Annotated in this window: 12 protein-coding genes; 3 read left to right on the forward strand and 9 right to left on the reverse strand. The window is 56.0% G+C overall.

The window, feature by feature from the left end; all coding sequences use genetic code 11:
- Positions 1 to 30 precede the first annotated feature (30 nt).
- Positions 31 to 2070 carry an NAD(P)-binding protein gene (locus ABLN94_RS14195; RefSeq protein ID WP_352993336.1) on the reverse strand — a complete coding sequence of 680 codons (2040 nt, stop codon included), beginning with the start codon at positions 2068 to 2070 and terminating at the stop codon, positions 31 to 33.
- Between the two features lie 168 nt (positions 2071 to 2238).
- Between ABLN94_RS14195 and ABLN94_RS14200 the strand changes: the two genes are divergently transcribed.
- Positions 2239 to 3300, forward strand: a complete 1062-nt coding sequence (locus tag ABLN94_RS14200; protein ID WP_352993338.1) for an extracellular solute-binding protein — start codon at positions 2239 to 2241, stop codon at positions 3298 to 3300.
- Between the two features lie 107 nt (positions 3301 to 3407).
- On the opposite strand, the gene ABLN94_RS14205 is transcribed toward ABLN94_RS14200, so the two are convergent.
- The 4 genes from ABLN94_RS14205 to ABLN94_RS14220 are packed head-to-tail and all read right to left on the reverse strand — an operon-like array spanning position 3408 to position 7464.
- Positions 3408 to 4511 carry an ABC transporter ATP-binding protein gene (locus ABLN94_RS14205; protein WP_352993340.1) on the reverse strand — a complete coding sequence of 368 codons (1104 nt, stop codon included), beginning with the start codon at positions 4509 to 4511 and terminating at the stop codon, positions 3408 to 3410.
- A 1-nt stretch (position 4512) separates the two neighbouring features.
- Positions 4513 to 5346: an ABC transporter permease gene (locus tag ABLN94_RS14210; RefSeq protein WP_170591680.1), complete on the reverse strand. Its 834-nt coding sequence runs from the start codon at positions 5344 to 5346 to the stop codon at positions 4513 to 4515.
- On the reverse strand, positions 5343 to 6200 hold the full coding sequence (locus tag ABLN94_RS14215; RefSeq protein ID WP_352993342.1) for an ABC transporter permease: 858 nt from the start codon (positions 6198 to 6200) through the stop codon (positions 5343 to 5345). Before ABLN94_RS14215 ends, ABLN94_RS14210 begins: the two co-directional genes overlap by 4 nt.
- 58 nt (positions 6201 to 6258) lie before the next feature.
- Complete coding sequence (locus tag ABLN94_RS14220) at positions 6259 to 7464, reverse strand: aromatic ring-hydroxylating oxygenase subunit alpha (RefSeq protein ID WP_352993344.1); 1206 nt, start codon at positions 7462 to 7464, stop codon at positions 6259 to 6261.
- A gap of 150 nt (positions 7465 to 7614) precedes the next feature.
- Between ABLN94_RS14220 and ABLN94_RS14225 the strand changes: the two genes are divergently transcribed.
- The gene (locus tag ABLN94_RS14225; RefSeq protein WP_352993346.1) at positions 7615 to 9117 is read left to right on the forward strand and encodes a trimethylamine methyltransferase family protein; all 1503 of its coding nucleotides are present in this window, start codon (positions 7615 to 7617) and stop codon (positions 9115 to 9117) included.
- Positions 9118 to 9387: 270 nt separating this feature from the next.
- Here ABLN94_RS14225 and ABLN94_RS14230 read toward each other — a convergent pair whose 3' ends face one another.
- Positions 9388 to 10725 (reverse strand): adenylate/guanylate cyclase domain-containing protein, encoded by a 1338-nt coding sequence (locus ABLN94_RS14230; RefSeq protein ID WP_352993347.1) that lies wholly within the window; start codon positions 10723 to 10725, stop codon positions 9388 to 9390.
- A gap of 537 nt (positions 10726 to 11262) precedes the next feature.
- Between ABLN94_RS14230 and ABLN94_RS14235 the strand changes: the two genes are divergently transcribed.
- Positions 11263 to 12270: an alpha/beta hydrolase gene (locus ABLN94_RS14235; RefSeq protein ID WP_352993348.1), complete on the forward strand. Its 1008-nt coding sequence runs from the start codon at positions 11263 to 11265 to the stop codon at positions 12268 to 12270.
- 282 nt (positions 12271 to 12552) lie between these two features.
- Here the strand turns inward: ABLN94_RS14235 and ABLN94_RS14240 are convergent, their stop codons facing one another.
- From ABLN94_RS14240 to ABLN94_RS14250, 3 genes are all read right to left on the reverse strand, one after another.
- The gene (locus tag ABLN94_RS14240; protein WP_352993349.1) at positions 12553 to 14580 is read right to left on the reverse strand and encodes an NADH:flavin oxidoreductase; all 2028 of its coding nucleotides are present in this window, start codon (positions 14578 to 14580) and stop codon (positions 12553 to 12555) included.
- A 265-nt stretch (positions 14581 to 14845) separates the two neighbouring features.
- Positions 14846 to 15793: a DMT family transporter gene (locus ABLN94_RS14245; protein ID WP_352993351.1), complete on the reverse strand. Its 948-nt coding sequence runs from the start codon at positions 15791 to 15793 to the stop codon at positions 14846 to 14848.
- Positions 15794 to 16158: 365 nt separating this feature from the next.
- Complete coding sequence (locus ABLN94_RS14250) at positions 16159 to 16611, reverse strand: cupin domain-containing protein (protein WP_352993353.1); 453 nt, start codon at positions 16609 to 16611, stop codon at positions 16159 to 16161.
- Between the last annotated feature and the right edge of the window lie 26 nt (positions 16612 to 16637).

The following is a 16637-nucleotide window of genomic DNA, read 5'->3' on the forward strand; positions in this document are numbered from 1 at the left end:
AACTCGCCCGATAGAGACCGGTTTGCCGGTTCACACCGTGTGTTCGCGGCGCCCGTATTTTCGGGCAAGATCAACTTCCTCTCCAAGGTCCATCGCGGCGCGGTAGCCGCTTTGCACGGCAGCGGCAATGATATGGGGGGCTTCGGCGTCGCCAATGCGGATTACTGATTTGATGCCGGAATCGTGCAATCCATCTCCCATACCCTTTAGACCATCATAGAGATCCAGCACCGGCAGGCGGCGGGTAAGCGGGATAATTGCATCGCAGGCATGAGTACTGCGGTTCTCTGAGAACATACAGGACAGGACTGCCTCTCCCTTGTGGGCTGCCACCAACATCCGGTTGGGTACGACTGCAACGCCCGCCTCAATCAAGGCGGCATTGGATTGGTAGACCTCGGTCGTCCATTGGCCCCAATCGCAAGGGCGACCGGCGGGTGTCACCAGCGTGACCCGGTGCCCATCCTTGCGCAGCTTCAGGGCCAGAACTGAGCCGAGGTAGTAGTGATCGTCATCGTAGATCATCACATGATCCGCGTTGAGGGGTTCCCCAGTTAGCACAGTTTCCGCCGACACGACCATGCCGGGCGCTTCCTCCTCCAAGCCGCTATCCGAATGCCGCCCGATGGTATCCGTCGCCCAGACCGCCCCCGTGGCGGCGATCACATGGGAGGCGCCAAGATCCAGCACATCGGATGCTGTCAGAGGGCTTTCTGGGTAGATTTCCACGTTGGGCAGTTTTTCGATCTGCCCAACACGCCAGTCGCGTACGCGGGCCCACTCAATCATCCCTGGCAAACGAGATTCACGGGTGACGCGGCCTCCTAGTACGCGGCTTGCTTCGGCCAGCATTACCGAATGGCCGCGCTCGCCCAGAACTCGGGCAGCTTCCAGCCCGGCGGGTCCTGCTCCGACAACCAGCACTTTTTCAGGTTTCTCGCTGCGCCCGGCTTTCTCGGGATGCCAGCCTTGGCGCCATTCCTCGCCCATGGTCGGGTTCTGGGTGCAGCGCAGTGGCACACCAAGCGAGTCATGTGCGTAGCAGATGTTGCAACCGATGCACTCGCGTATGTCTTCGCTGCGGCCTTCTTCAATTTTCTTTGGCAGGAACGGGTCCGCGATTGACGGGCGTGCAGCACCGATTAGATCCTGCCCGCCCTGACGGATCACCTGCGCCATGGTGTCAGGTGAGGTGTAACGCCCCACCGCCACAACGGGTTTGGTGGTCAGTGATTTTGCCCGCGCGATACTATCCGTAAAAGACGCTTCTTTGACGAAACGGCTCGCCCCCATCTCAACCCCGTAGTCGGGCACCACCAGGTCCCACAAGTCTGGCAGGTCCGCCAGCATGGCGAAGGCATCATAGCTTTCAGCATCGTCCAGCCCAACGCTGAAACGGGTGGCCACGGCGCATTTGTGACCAACGGCCTCTTTGGTTTCCTCGATGAGTTCGCGCACCAGCCGAACCCGGTTTCTCAGGCTGCCGCCGTATTCATCAGTGCGTGGGTTGTTCACCGGGTCGAGGAATTCCGACAGCAGGTAGCCGTGGGTGGCATAGACATAAACGATGTCAAATCCAGCTTCGACTGCACGCATGGCGGCGTCGCGATGCCATTTGCGGATGTTGCGGATGTCCTCGCGATCAATTTTGCGCGCCTGTCCCGGATGCAGCACGGTGGAATCTGTTTGAGGACGATTGCGCATTCCCAGTGGGGCAAGCCGGGTGCCGAAATTCGTCACCATACCGCCGCCTATCCACAGCTCCACCCCGGCCAGCGCGCCATGTTCATGTACGGCGTCGGTCATCAACTGGTTGGCCCGAATATCATCCTCGTCCCACAGCGCGGCATAGGGGTAGTAGTCGTTATCCGAAGTTGGGTGAATCGAGCAGAATTCAGTGTTCACAACCCCCCAGCCGCCTTCCGCCTTCATCCCCCGCATTGCCGCGACGGTGCGCGGGCGACGCCACCCCATGCCCGCGCAATGTGGCACTTGGTAAAAACGGTTCTTCGTCTCCACGGGGCCGATTTTCAGTGGCTGGAAGAGGATGTCATGGCGAGAATCGCGCATCAGTAGTTACCCTTCGATAGGCAGGTTTTGCGTCATAATTTGATTGAGCGCTCAAATAATTCTTGTGTCAAGTCAGATTCCCTTTTAACCTTTTTCTTACTACGCCCCTACCTGCGCCGGAGGAGGCAAAAGGCAGGAAATCAGGGCCGCAGCAACAGGGAGACTTTCATGAAAATTCTGAAAACAGCCACTGCGCTTGGCATGGCCTTGTCACTTCAGGCAGGTACTGGATTGGCCAACGATGCGGAACTGACCGTTTTTGACTGGGCCGGTTACGAAGACCCTGAGTTCTTCTCTGCTTACATCGAAAAACATGGGGACGGGCCGACCTTCGCTTTCTTCGGTGACGAGGAGGAAGCGTTCCAGAAATTGCGTTCCGGTTTCCACGCAGACGTCGCCCATCCCTGTTCACAGTCGGTTCCAAAGTGGATTGAGGCCGGGTTGCTTGCCCCACTGGATACTGCGCGCATTGAGCGCTGGGACGAGTTAGAGCCGAGTTTCCGCGACATTGAAGCCTACACCAAGGACGGCCAGAGCTATTTCATTCCAGCGGATTGGGGTAACACTGCCGTCACCTATCACACCGAACATCTGAACGATGCGGATGTGACAACCCTACAGGCCTTTGCAGATCCCAAGCATCAAGGGCGGATCTCGATAGGCGACAATGTAGATGACGCCTATGCATTGGGTTTCCTCGCCACTGGAGTCACAGACTGGACCAATGCCACGGACGAACAGTTTCAGGCAGCATCTGATTTCCTGCGCGCGGTGCACCAGAATGTTCGCACCTACTGGTCCGATGGCGCATCGCTGGCACAGCTGATGCAAAGCGGTGAGGTCTATCTGGCCTGGGCCTGGAATGAGACTTATTCGACGATGACCTATGAAGGTCACCCAATCGCAATCAAGCGCGACACAGAAGAGGGTGCGTCCAGCTGGGTCTGTGGTTATGCGAAGCTAGCCAATGCGCCCGGCTCTGAAGACAAGTTCTATGACTTCATCAACGCTTGGTTGGAACCTAAAACCGCTAATTATCTTGTGTCCAGCTGGGGCTATGGCCACGGCAACGCAAAGGCCATGGCGGAAATGAACGCGGACGACCTCGCCGCAATGGGGCTGGAAAGCAGTGAAAGTCTGCGGGCCAAGACGTTGTGGCAAGCGCCGGTGCCTTCGGGCCTGCGCGAGAAGATGATCGCTGAATTCGAACTGATTAAAGCTGGTTTCTGAAGCCGCCTTGTATTCACGAAAGAAGAAACGCCCCACAAAATTGGTGGGGCGTTTCTTGTTTTCCACAACTTGATGCTATTCCGGGCGACCAACTAAGGCAGACAGGGTCACTGGAACAATACGATGGAGTCAGCGCCCCAGCCCACCGGAACCTCGCTGCCGGGAGGAACAATGGAACGGCCTGCGGTGTTACGCATAGAGATTGTCACGTCCGCGGTATGGCCGGGCAGGCGCACGCTGTAATAGGTCATGTCGCCATAATAGGCGGTTCCAGTTACCTGCCCCCTGGCCACCTGCTCGGTCGGTTCGCTGCCATCAAAGAGGATAGTCAGCATCTCCGGTCGGATGCCAATCGAATCCAGGTTCTGAGTGTCCATTCCTTCGGGGATCTGCGCCGTTGGTAACTCGATACTGCCAAGCGCCGGAATATCGAGCGCCAGATGGCCGTTCATACGCCCCGAGGCTTTGGCGTCGAGGAAATTCATTACTCCGATAAACGAAGCAACACGCTTGTCCACCGGGCGGCGGTACAACTCTTCCGGGCTGGCGAGCTGTGCAATCCTGCCTTCGAACATAACGGCGATCCGGTCGGACATGGTCAGTGCCTCTTCCTGGTCATGGGTCACCAGAATAAAAGTAATACCAAGCTTTTGCTGGAGTTGGCGCAGTTCCACCTGCATTTGGTCGCGCAGCTTTTTGTCGAGCGCGGACAAAGGCTCGTCCAACAACACAACCTTCGGCTTCATCACCAGTGCCCGGGCCAGAGCAACCCGTTGACGCTGACCGCCGGATAACTCGTGGGCAGCGCGATCGCCCAACCCGCCAAGATCCACCATTTTCAGCGCCTGCTCTACTTCGTGGGCGATTTCAGCCTTGGGCATCTTGCGGGTCTTCAAGCCATAACCGACGTTTTCTGCCACGCTGAGATGTGGGAAGATTGCATAGGATTGGAACACCATATTGGTGGGGCGGCGGTTGGCGGGAACGCCCTCCATATCTTGGCCTGCGATAACGATAGAGCCGTCCGTTGGCGTCTCAAACCCGGCGATCATGCGTAGCAGGGTGGTCTTGCCGCAGCCCGAAGGGCCCAGCAGAGAAAAGAACTCGCCCTCGTAGATGGCCGCATCAATGCCTTTTAGGGCTTGAAAGCTACCAAAATTTTTGGTGACGCCGGTGAGGTCGATGATGGGTTTTGGGGATGGGGTGGCCATATCAGGCAAATCCTCCGGTAGCTGAAGCTTCGATACCTTGTTTCCGGGCTGAACGGCGGCGGAACCACTCGGCAAGGATCAGGAGTAGGACGGACAGAGTCAGCAAGATAGTCCCGAGCGCCATCACAGACGGCAGCTTGGCAGGAAAACGCAGCTGGCTCCAGATATAGACGGGCAGGGTGACTTCTGTGCCGGTCAGGAAAAAGGCGATGATGAATTCATCCAGCGAAATGGTAAAAGTGATCAGCAGGCTGGACACGATGCCAGGCATGACCAATGGCAGAACCACGCGACGGAAGGTGCCCCAGCGGCTTTCACCCAAGTCGTACGAGGCTTCCTCCAAGCTTTGATCCAGCCCTTGAAATGCAGAGTTCAGAATGGCGATGGCGAAGGGCGTGCAGATCAGTACATGGCCCAGTACCACGGTTGCCAGCGACAACGGCATGCCCAGCTGAATCAGAAGAACCAACAGGGCCACTGCAACGATGATCTCTGGCAGCACAAGCGGCAGCATTATGAAGCTCATGATGCCGCGTTTGGCTGGGAACCGGTAGCGAGCTGCCGCCCGCGCTGCGCAGGCGCCGAGGATGGTGCTCAGCACTGCTGACGTGACGCCGACAACCAGCGAATTTCGTACTGCACCGTGCAGGGCATCAGTCTTCCACAGCACGTCGAACCACTGGGTGGTAAAGCCGGTCAGTGGAAATGAAATGATTGTGGCGTCGTTAAAAGCGAACATCGGCAACAGGATGACCGGTGCGTAGAGAAAAACCATGTAGGCAACGGCGTAGAAAACCAGCCATTTCGGGGAAAGCCCTTTACGTACCGAGTTCATTTCACTTTGCCTCCAAAACGTTTGCCAGCAAAGAAGATCACCGCGCTGATGCTAGCCACGATCAGCATCGAAGAGATCGCCAGAGCCGCTCCCAGCGGCGCGTTATTTGCCTTGCCGAATTGAATTTGGATCATGTTCGCGATCATCAACCCGTCGGTACCGCCAACCAATTTCGGAGTGATGAAATCTCCGATGGTTGGGATCAGTACGATTAGGGTAGAGGCTACCACCCCGGGCATTGCCAATGGCAGTGTGATCCGAAAGAACCGACGCACCGGTCCGTCGCCCAAATCCTCGGCAGCTTCCAACAACGAGCGATCGATCTTCTCCAGCGCTATGAATATTGGCAGAATCGCGAAGGGCGCCCAGGCATGGGCCAGGGTCAGCACCACCGCATTGGCGTTGTACAACAGGAAAGTCAGCGGCTGATCTATGATGCCCATCCCGGTGAGCGCGGTATTTAAAACGCCGTTGTATCCGAGGATCACTTTCCACAGAAACACCCGCAGCAGATAGCTGGTCCAGAAGGGTACGGTGATCAGAAACAACCACAACGCCTTGCGGTGCTTGACGTGGAAGGACAGGTAGTACGCGATCGGAAACGCAAGGGTCACGGTTACCACTGTGACAATCAGCGAAATCTTTAGTGAGCGGAGCAGCAAGGTGCGGTAGATTGGTTTGCTCCAAGCTTCGCGGTAATTGTCCAGTGTTAAGGTCGTATCGAGCTCGAGGTAATTCTGGGTCCAGAAGCTGAAAGTCACGACCATCACCAGCGGAGCGGCCAGCAACAGTAGTGAATAGAGTAAAGTCGGGCTGATCAATACGAGGCCCTGACGCCTCTCTCCGGTTAACATTTCTGGCTCCTCCCGGCTGGTATTAAGAGCGCCGCCCTCTAAGAAGCGGCGCTCGCTTTTATGTTTTGTCCAGCTGTGCAAGCAGCTCTGAATTCCGGGTCTTCAATTGCCCAGGATCGGGTTCGTCATGGTCCAGCACCGGGAACAGCTTACGTAACTCGTCGTGATAGCTCCGCACGCCATGTTCCAAGTCCGATAGAATTACGCCATCATAGCCGCTGGAGAATGCCGCTTCCCAACACCATTCGATCAGCTGCTCATCCTCTTTTGAAGTGATCCGGTCGATCCGACCACTGAGATAGCGCGCAGCGCGCAGTTGCCGATCCTCTGCCGGTCGTTTGTAACAGGCGGCTCGCTGGATGGTGCGCCCGTTCTCCACCGGAAACTCGTGGTAAAAGATTACTGAGTCTGGGTAGATGCCAAACACCAGATTTGGGAAAAGCCCCAGATAGAGCCAAGCCGCCTGGTGTTCGTCATCTAACGCCTCCGCTCTCGGCAGCAACTTCTTGTAATTGCGCACGCTCCACATACGCCCGGAACCGGGGCGGAATCCACCAAAGGACCTGGCAGCGCCATTGCTGAACGGTTGATCTTCGTAGTTGGTCCCAAAGAGATCGTGCAAACCAGGGTGCGCTAGCGGCACATGATAGCCTTCGTTGTCGACATCACGGACGCATTTCCAGTTTGCAGCGATTTCCGTGACGCTGATCCCATTCCCGTCCGGTAGAAGCTCTGCCAGGCTGTAAGGAGCCAACTCTTCTGCAAACTGAGCCATCACCTCTGAAACCTTGGGTTGCGGTCCCGACTTGAAGCGGACAAAGACAAAGCCGTGCCAAATGTCCATCTCGACCGGCTTCAATCCCCACTCCACCGGATCCAGATCCGGTAGCGTTTCGGGGCGTGCTGCGCCGCGCAGCGTTCCGTCTAGATTGAAGGCCCAGCCATGAAACGGGCAGATGATGGCGTTCTTGCAATGACCCTTGTTTTCAGCCACGACGCGGCTTCCGCGGTGGCGGCAAAGATTATGGAAGGCGCGAACTTCACCGTCCGCGCCCCGGACCACCAAGGCCCTTTCTCCAGTGAAATCTGCGGCCATGAAATCGCCGGGTTCGGGCACATCGTTCACATGGCAAACAAGCTGCCAGTGTCGTCGGAACAGAAGCTCCTTTTCTTCTTCCAGAAGCTCTGGGTTGGTGTAGCTCCAGGCGGGCAGCCCGGTGCGTCCGGCTCTGGGATCAGAGTAAATCAGCACTTCGTCCTTCATAAGGATCTCCTTTCCTCTGAAGGGAATCACTATCATTTTTTATTTGAGCGCTCAAATAAAAAAATTAGTGACAGATGTTTTTGATGGCTGGACAAAACGATTGCAACGCGTCAAGTTTGAGTGATTGCTCAAACTTTTAGGACGTGAGAAATGCGCCGAAACAGAAGCCGCAGAAGATCTCCATTGCCCACTGATGTCGTCGCCAACAAAGGTCCGCATTCCCTGACTACTCCAGCCTACACGCCGCTTACACAAGCCCAGGTTGATGAAATCGTGAACACAGCTATCGAGCTGCTTGCCACCTCAGGCGTAGTGTTTGAGGCAGGAGGTGAAGCTGACGGTCTGTTGCGGGGTGCCGGTTGTAATTTTTCAGATGATGGGATCGTGACTATCCCGGAATCCGTGTCCCGCAGGGCGCTGGAAACCGCTGCCCGCATGACCACTTTATGGGACCGCAACGGAGAAAATCCCATTTCGATTGATTGCGATCACACTTGGTTCATGCCTGGCATGACCTGTATTGCAGTCTATGATGAGAATACCGGCGAGCCTCGACCTTCGACACGCGAGGACCTTGCCCTCATCACAAGAGTTGCGGACAAGCTTCCGCATGTTGATGCGGTCTGCATCGCTGTGAAGAACGTCGAGGAGTCGAACCAGTTCGGCGAAATCGACGAATTTGCATGCATGATGGAAAACACCATCAAACCGTTGGAATACCTTTGCGAACACCCTTCATCTCTGGAAGCGGTAATCGATATGGCCGCGGCCTTACGCGGATCGCATGATGCACTTAAAGCCAAGCCGTATTTTTTGCATCTGATCACACCGCTGCCAGTCAATCTCGCGCGGATCCACTCGGACCAGATTATTACCGCTGCCCGGGCAGGTATTCCGGTTGGCGTCGGCACTCTGCCGATTGGCGGTGCCTCTTCACCAATCACTTTGGCCGGATGCATTACCCATGCTCTGATGACCGATTTCGCAGCCATCGTGCTTGGTCAGTTGGCTGCTAAAGGTAGTTTCTGCGTTGGGTGTTCGGATGTGAACTTCATGGAACCTGCTACAGGTGCCATTGGTAGTTTCTCTCAGACCTCGGTTGCCGACATGGCGATGTGCCAAGTGCGCCGCGCGCTGGGGTTCCCCTCGCTGACCGGCATCGGCGGCTGTTCGGTTGCCCGCCGTTTCAATCAGGATGCGGTCTGGGAAATTTCGTCAAACATGACACAGATGTTCTACAACCGTCCCGCCACAATTGACTACATGGGTTCGCTCGATCAGGGGCTGACCTATTCGCTGCACGCGCTTTTGTTGTGCGACGATCTGGCAGGGCTGCTGCGAAAGATGTGGCAGGGGTTGGAAATATCTTCCGACCAGATGGCTGTTGATCTCATTCGAGAAGTTGGCCCCACTGGAAACTTCCTCGCTCATCAGCACACGGTCGACAATTGCCGGACCCAGGTTTGGAATACCCGGTATTTTGGCCCGAACATTCCGCTGAGCAATTCTGGGTTAGCAGATCAAGACTTGTTTGCGCGACTTGACGACGACCTCCGAGAGAAATTGGCGGAACTGCAGCAGCCTGAATTGCCTTTGGAAACCCAGGCAGCAGTGACCGCAATTTCGGAAAAATATCGTAACCTTTTAGTCTAGCCGGGTCGCAGTGCTGATCGCGTTGCAGCACGGGCGAATTTCCCGGAACACCAGAGGCAGCTGACGCTGGAAAGTGCTGCAAGTGCACAAAGGGCTGCTATTCGGAACGAAAATGGCATGGCAGGAATGTCTGCAACGGGCCGTCCTCACCTTTGGCAAACGTTTCCGACAGCTGGATGCTGCGTATTTTCCGAGGTTAGTAGTGAGCCTAAAGCCGACAATCGAATCCCGTGGTAATGGCAAGTAGGCAAGGCCAGTGTTCCGAGTCGTTTAGTTTGTAGGGCTGACCGCGTGCAGTCGCCAGGTACTTGGAACGCCCTTTAACTCGTGCTCACCTTGGTCTTGAAACTCGAACGGCGCACCAAGCATCAGTTGCCGCGTGAGATCGGAGGCCAAAACCTGTCCTTCCTGGGCTTGGCCCATCACCCGCGCGGCTATGACCACGCCAAGGCCGCTGATATCCTCGCCGCGAATTTCAATCTCACCAGTGTGAGCGCCGAAGCGTGCGTTAAGGTCGATTGCAGACAATGCTTCTCGTAAAGAACCAGCGCAGGCCAGCGCACTTGTAGGAGAACTGAACGTCGCCAGAACGCCGTCGCCGGTGAATTTCACCAGATGACCACCGTGTCGAGAGATCTGGTTTGCGCAGATGTCATCGTGGCGGTTCATCAGGTCGCGCCAACTCTCATCACCGATGCGCGCTTGTTGCGAGGTGGACGCGACGAGATCTGAGAACAGAACGGTAGCAAGGGTGCGCTTGGGTTGGATCGTCGCCGGTGCTTCGCCGGTGACAAACTCGACGATTGCGGCCGCATAGCTGTCCACGTCGCCTTCCCATGGCACATGTTCGTGGCCGGGTATGGTTTTGTATTTAGTAGATGGCATCAAACGCAGAAAATCCTGGGCGCAATCAGCCCCGTTGGGTTCTTCGAATTCGCGATGTATGACCAAAGTAGGTTGTGAAATAGAAGGAAGCAATTCCCGGATATCTATCCGGGCAGCCAATTCGAACAGGTTGGCGACTGTAATAGGGGTCGCGCTCATCCTTTGGAAATGCGCCCATGCTTCCTGAGCTTCAGTATCGTCCTCACTTGGGCCGAAAGCCGAGAATGGGTGAGGTTTATAGAGCTTTCCCCAATTCTCGCGGAACTGTTTCAACGCAATTTTAAGGCTTTCAGGGGTCAGGTAACCGCGAGTTAGACGGCCTTGAGCGTACCCACCGCACAAAGCCAGACGTTCGACTCGCTCGGGGCGCATCGCGGCATAGACACAGGCAAGTGAGGCCCCCTCGGAGAAAGCAATGACCGTGGCTGAGGTCATTTCAGTAACATCCATCACAGCCTCTATATCCATGACGCGCTCTTCAAGGGTAGGTGTTCCCTGAATGCGGTCTGACATGCCGTTGCCGCGCTTGTCGAAGGTAACCAATCTTGCCACCGAGCTGAGAGCTGTCATCCACTGGAGATAGCCCGGATTTTCCATGGACGCTTCCAGATGCGAAATCATTCCGGGGACCAACACAAGATTGCGCGGCCCATCGCCCCAAACTTGATAGGCGATGGATAACCCGTCGCTTTCGGTGAAAAGGGTCTCCACATTGGCAGTCATGCGCCCCTCCCAGTCGTTCTCTGGCCAATCCTCCGCCCATGTTTTCAATGTGGTTCGCGAGGGAGCCAGCGCATGATCATATTGAAGTTCGAAGGGCCTATCGGTCAACGATCTCTTTGGTTGAGTGTAACGTGCGTCATGCCTGGATTGTAATAATCAGGTTGAGAAAACCGGAGGTCTGCATTGTCCGCAATCTGCGAGTTCGTCTGAACATTGACTTCGAGCTCGCGGCGAATGGCAGGCCCGACGAGCTGCGGTGCAGCGAGGGCAGGCCGGATGAACGGCAGGATTGGGCCGTCCACACCTGAGCGAGACGGCGCGGTCAAAAAGATACCGCGATTGCTTCGATGCCAGCGTCGAGCCCATCACGGAAGGGTAAAAGACACATATTGACAGCATGCGGCAGACGAAAAATTCCCTATCGTACGAAGGGTTGAGTCTTCTTCAACCGAGCAGCTACGCTCTAAGGTGCCTTCAAAGAAATTGAACGATTCCTTTACATTAACCCTGTTCTCAAAGCTTCCGCGAGGTCCCAAATTGCACAGGTTTAGCAAAATCAACTTAGGTGCTCTGGCCGTTGTCTTCCTTTCACATGCATTGATTGCTGCCCCTCTTGAAGCGCAGGAGGCCGCCCCGGTGACCTATGCGCTGGAAGCAGACGTGGTTTATGGACAGGGAGTCGTGACGACAGAGGGTATGGAGGTTTCGCGCGATTTGTGGATGGACATCTATCATCCGACTGAAGCCACAACCACGCCGCGACCTGCTGTCATCCTCACCTTCGGCGGCGCATTCCATCGCGGCAGTCCACGGCTCACGTTTCAGTCCGGTGGTGCTCAGGACACCTCGATGGGTAATTATTGCCGTCGGTTTGCCGCGCGGGGGTATACGTGCTTTGCAATCGATTATCGGCTGACACCCGAAGGGCCTGTGCCATCAGGGGAGGGTTATCAAGCAGATTGGATCGCACCTGACAGTCTGTTGCCACTATTGCCCCAAGCCAACCATATTCGGGGGACCATGGACCTGCCGCCGCTTGATTTCAGCATCCCCGAACAAGAGAAGACAATGGTTGATGGTGTGATCTCAGCAGCCGAAGATTTGCGCAAAGCGGTGTTTCATATCCGGGAATCCGCTGACACCTACAAGATCGACCCGAACCGTATTGTGCTTGGCGGGTTTTCCGCAGGCGCGGTGACGTCTTGGAATGTTGCACATGGCATGGGGGTTCCCGTCTCAGGTGTCTTTCTCCTGTCCGGAACTGACGCCGGGTTTGACGTGAACAAGGCGGTTACAGCTTCGTCAGACAGACCGCCGATCCTCATGTTCATGGGTCAGTATGATCTGCCGGGCGCGTTGTCTTCAGTTCCCCTCCTTGTCGCTCACTACGAAGAAGTCGGTGTGGAGCATGAGTTTGCCTGGGTGCCGGGCTTTGGCCATTTCTATCCTGCTGGTGCAGCCAGTTTAGGCGGCGATGCAGTGAGCATGTCCGTGGAAGGACGGATCGCCAAGTTCCTCGAACGTGTTATCGGTAACGGGCAATGACGCAGAGCTTAGTAGACGCAAGTGGCGGTTGACCTCTGTTTAAGCATTGGTCGCCTTGAGAAATACCAGCTTGTTGCGCGGACTGTGAGTTTGGTAACCACCAAATTTCGCTGCCGCAGCGAATGTCTCTTTCGACGAGCCACACAGTAGTGCCGGCATTCGTCGTCCAACGGCAGTTCAGGGCCGCTTGATACCTGTGAAAGTGGATGCTTTCCTGTCATAAGCTGCGTCAGAACTGATAGTCAGTTCCCATCTTTAATCGGCAGAGCGGCTTGGTTTCTTTCAGACCGGAGCACAAACACGCAAGGCATCGAGAATTGCAGCGTGCATATTTCGGCTTGTAACTGCGTCGCCAATGCGGGCCAAATAGAACTGACCGCTCCGATTGGTATCACTGAATGGAAGCGTCCCGCCAATGAGCGCCTGGTGCTCTACCTGCCCAAGGTTGCGCGAGATTGGTTTGAGGTCGTGATAGAGTTCGGCCATCGGGGACAAGCCATGTTCTACCACCACGCAATCAACAAGGCGTTCAGTGACATCCCCCGTTAACACATGCCGCAGGCTGGCGCAAAGCCGATCACCTTCGCGGGTGAGAGAGGCGAGCTCCTGCAGGCAGGTGAAGAAAACTCCATTGGCGGCCAGATCACGCAAAGCAACGGCGGAGGTCGTCGGGCCAAGGTCATGCAGAAGGGTTCGGTCTGGGGTAACGAGATTGACGCTACACCCGGTGCCAGCCAGCGTGTCGGCTGCGACGGCTGCAGGGTGGTCTCCGACCTCGTCAAACAACAGCACTTCGCCCGAGACACGCGCCTCACCGGACAACACCTCCCAGCTGGAAATCGTCAGATCGCTACCGGGGATGGACAAGGGCTCTGGCCAGCCTCCAGTCGCAATAATCACGATATCTGGGGCTTCGGACAGCACGTCATCGGCTTCGGCATAAGTGTTTAAGCGGATATCGACCCCGAGCACGGTCACCTCGGAAATCAACCAGTCAGCGACGCCCCATATCTGTCTGCGTGTCATCCCCTTGGCGGCCAGAATCAACTGCCCGCCCAGCCGATCCGACGCCTCGAACAGCACAACCTCATGGCCGCGCAGGGCGCAGACTCGGGCGGCCTCCAGCCCGCCGGGTCCGCCACCGACAACAATCACTTTCTTGCGTGTGTCGCTGGGGGTGATGACGTGAGGCAAGGTCTGCTCACGCCCCGTGGCTGCATTGTGCCCGCACACGGCAGGTTTGCCCTGATTTACGCGGTCCACACAGTAGCCCAAGCCGACACAGGGGCGGATGCGTTCTTCATCCCCGCGTGCAAGTTTTTCCACCAAATAGGGGTCGGCCATCTGTGCGCGGGTCATGCCCACGAGATCGACATGGCCGCCAGAAACCGCGTGGCGGGCCGTGGCAATATCCGCAATCCCCCCGGCGTGCAGTATCGGCAGATCGACGGCATCACGGATGCGCCCGGCCACGGTGATATGTGGGGTCGCAGGCAGGCCCATGGGACGCACCCATTCGGCCAGGCCAAGATCATCATAAGGCGCGCCGGCAAGGATGTTGAGCAGGTCGATATGGCCGGAGGCTTCCAGCATCCGGGCGGCGGCAACGCAATCTTCAGCGCTCAGTCCACCTTCGGTCAGTTCATCGCCGGTGATGCGCACCGACAGAATGAACTCAGGACCGACTTCGGCGCGCACCGCGTCAAGCGCCAACTGGGTCAGACGCATGCGGTTTTCCAACGGCCCACCATAGTCATCGTCGCGCTGGTTAGTCAGCGGGGACAGGAATTGCCCCAGAAGGTGTGAATGGGACAGAAGCTCGATCCCGTCGAACCCGCCCTGCTGACAGCGTCGCGCAGCAGCTGCGAAATCGCCGATCACACGGTCGATATCCTCTTGCTCGATCACTTTGGGAAAGGCGCGGTGAGCGCGTTCGCGGATACCGGATGGGGCCAGAACCGGCAGCCAATGCCCATCATCCCAGGCTGTGCGGCGTCCCATATGGGTGATTTGGCACATGATGGCGGCACCATGTTCGTGAACACCATCCGTCAGTTTCCGGAACCATGGGACAATACTGTCATCACCAGCATAAAGCTGGCCAAACACCGATGGGCTGTCAGGGGAGATATTGGTCGACCCGCCGACCATTGTCAGGGCGACCCCGCCCTTTGCCTTTTCCTCGTGATACAACCTGTAACGGTCCCGGGGATGGCCATTTTCGACAAAATTCGGTGCATGGGATGTGCTTACAATACGGTTGCGCAATGTCAGGTGTTTCAATTGAAACGGATCAAGTAGGTTCGCCACTCTCGTGTCCCTTCGGCCAAATCGGCTGTTCAAAAAACGCCCAGATCGGGCCCGCTCGTCAGATTCAATGCCTGATGAGGTTCATTGTCGAAAGTACTTTACTTGGGAAGCTACGCGCGAGAATTCGCAGCTTCCGACATAGCTGTATGAAAAGGCGACCCGGCCGCGAGACTCATATATGGAGAATTCGTTGATCAGAGACAGAGACCTGACAGATGCCTCTCAATCCACCAGGGTCAGCTAAGGGCCACGAGCGTGTGTTATCTTAGATTGGAGGCGCTGCGCGCTCTGTAACCAACTTTCTGGCTACGACCCTTTCGCGATGTATCATGTACAGCCCTGCACTGATGATGATGGCAATACCAAGCAGGCTAAGCATGTTCGGAAAGTCACTGAAGACAAGGTAGCCAAACAAGGTTGCTACCGGCAGCTCAAAGTACTGCAAAGGAGCCAACGTGGCGGACGGGGCAAACGAAAGTGCATAGGTCATCATCATGTGGCTCACCGTCGCAAAAAAACCAGCCCCCAGAAGCCACAACCACGCGATGTCTGTTGGCCAAACGGGATCGAAAAGCTCGGAGCCGGAACCGCGCGCAACTATTAAAATTGGAATGCAAAACAGACTGGCAATCAGGCCAGTGTGGAATTGCAGAGTCACGGGGTGCATCCGACGCGACAATCCCCGCGTCACAAGAATGTAGAAAGCGAAGGCAACAGCCGTGCCAAGCGGAATTATTGCAACCGCACCGAAGGCCGCGAAACTGGGTTGGATGACGAACAATACGCCAACAAATCCCACAAGAGCCGCCGTGACACGACGAGGGCCGACATCTTCACCAAGACAAAACTTGCCGACCAACAGGACAATGAACGGGGCCACAAACACGATTGCCAACGCATCGGCAAGTGGCATCACACGGATTGCCGTAATGAAACAAAAAGTCGCGAACAGCAGAAGTAATGAGCGGAGTACGAGTACCATCAATTGACCTCGCCCCACACGCAACGACAGTCCCATTATCCAGATAAACGGTGCCATCAAGGCGCACTGCACTATAAAGCGAGCAGCCGTTATCTGCCCAACTGGAACGCTGGCTGATGCGAGTTTCGCAGCCACATCCAGCAAAGGAGCAGTCAGGCAAAATCCAAGCATCAGCGAAACGCCTGCAAGGATGCGATCCGCAGATTGAGGTGTAGAATCAGCCGAGGTCATCCCACTATGTAGAAATGTCGCCAAATGCGTGTCTGTTCTCAATGCGACGCCAGACAAAAGACCCGAAATTTGCGAGTTCGGGTTGGATGGAATGTGTTACCCCGCAGTTGTTCGTTTGCCAAATCCTTTGCCAACCAACGCTTCAATGTCTCCTTTCGTTGACGCATTGCAGAAACTTACGAACTGGGCGGGGTCCCGAATGGGCCGTTCACACCTGAGCGACGTGGGGCAGTCGACAAGATGCCATGATCGCTCCGGCGTCAGCATCGAGCTCATTTTGACCGATGCCGCACTATGCACCAATGTCCGAACTAAGGTTTGAATAAGTATGGAGGGGCACATGCTCCTCCAATTGAACTCTGGAACTATTCCTCCGGGTGAAAATGAACGTCCATTGGACCCTCCCATTGAATCAACAGAATTGTCGGTTCGTCGGTGGGAAACGAGTCATTATGATGCTCTCCGCCTGGTTGATACCAGTAGTCTCCGGGCGTTTGCAGCGGCACCTGAGCTTCGCTTTCGCCTTTAACGTAGTGCTTAGATGCACCGGTAACGACAAGGCCGTGGTATCCGTGGGTGTGCGAGTGCATTGCTCCGGGGAAGTTTGGCGGGAATTTCATGAAGACCGCCGAGGGGCCTTCCTGGGGATCGCCCCAAAGAACAGCAAGCTCAAACGGAGCGCCTTCGGGCTGGAAAAACTCTGCCTCTTCCAACGCAATTCTGTATGAGCTTTTTACTGTTTCAGCGTCGGCAGACAGAGCGGTTGCACTGACAAGAAAACCAGCGGCAACTGCAACCTTAGCGATTGAATTGAACATGTTTCTTTCTCCCATCAAGATGCTTC

The sequence above is a fragment of the Ruegeria sp. SCP11 genome (assembly GCF_040329455.1).
Lineage (GTDB): Bacteria > Pseudomonadota > Alphaproteobacteria > Rhodobacterales > Rhodobacteraceae > Ruegeria > Ruegeria atlantica_E.

Excerpts from the sequence above, each read along its gene's own strand:
- ABLN94_RS14195 (WP_352993336.1), bottom strand. The coding sequence starts at position 2,070 with ATGCGCGATTCTCGCCATGACATCCTCTTCCAGCCACTGAAAATCGGC.
- ABLN94_RS14200 (WP_352993338.1), top strand. The coding sequence starts at position 2,239 with ATGAAAATTCTGAAAACAGCCACTGCGCTTGGCATGGCCTTGTCACTT.
- ABLN94_RS14205 (WP_352993340.1), bottom strand. The coding sequence starts at position 4,511 with ATGGCCACCCCATCCCCAAAACCCATCATCGACCTCACCGGCGTCACC.
- ABLN94_RS14210 (WP_170591680.1), bottom strand. The coding sequence starts at position 5,346 with ATGAACTCGGTACGTAAAGGGCTTTCCCCGAAATGGCTGGTTTTCTAC.
- ABLN94_RS14215 (WP_352993342.1), bottom strand. The coding sequence starts at position 6,200 with ATGTTAACCGGAGAGAGGCGTCAGGGCCTCGTATTGATCAGCCCGACT.
- ABLN94_RS14220 (WP_352993344.1), bottom strand. The coding sequence starts at position 7,464 with ATGAAGGACGAAGTGCTGATTTACTCTGATCCCAGAGCCGGACGCACC.
- ABLN94_RS14225 (WP_352993346.1), top strand. The coding sequence starts at position 7,615 with ATGCGCCGAAACAGAAGCCGCAGAAGATCTCCATTGCCCACTGATGTC.
- ABLN94_RS14230 (WP_352993347.1), bottom strand. The coding sequence starts at position 10,725 with ATGACTGCCAATGTGGAGACCCTTTTCACCGAAAGCGACGGGTTATCC.
- ABLN94_RS14245 (WP_352993351.1), bottom strand. The coding sequence starts at position 15,793 with ATGACCTCGGCTGATTCTACACCTCAATCTGCGGATCGCATCCTTGCA.
- ABLN94_RS14250 (WP_352993353.1), bottom strand. The coding sequence starts at position 16,611 with ATGTTCAATTCAATCGCTAAGGTTGCAGTTGCCGCTGGTTTTCTTGTC.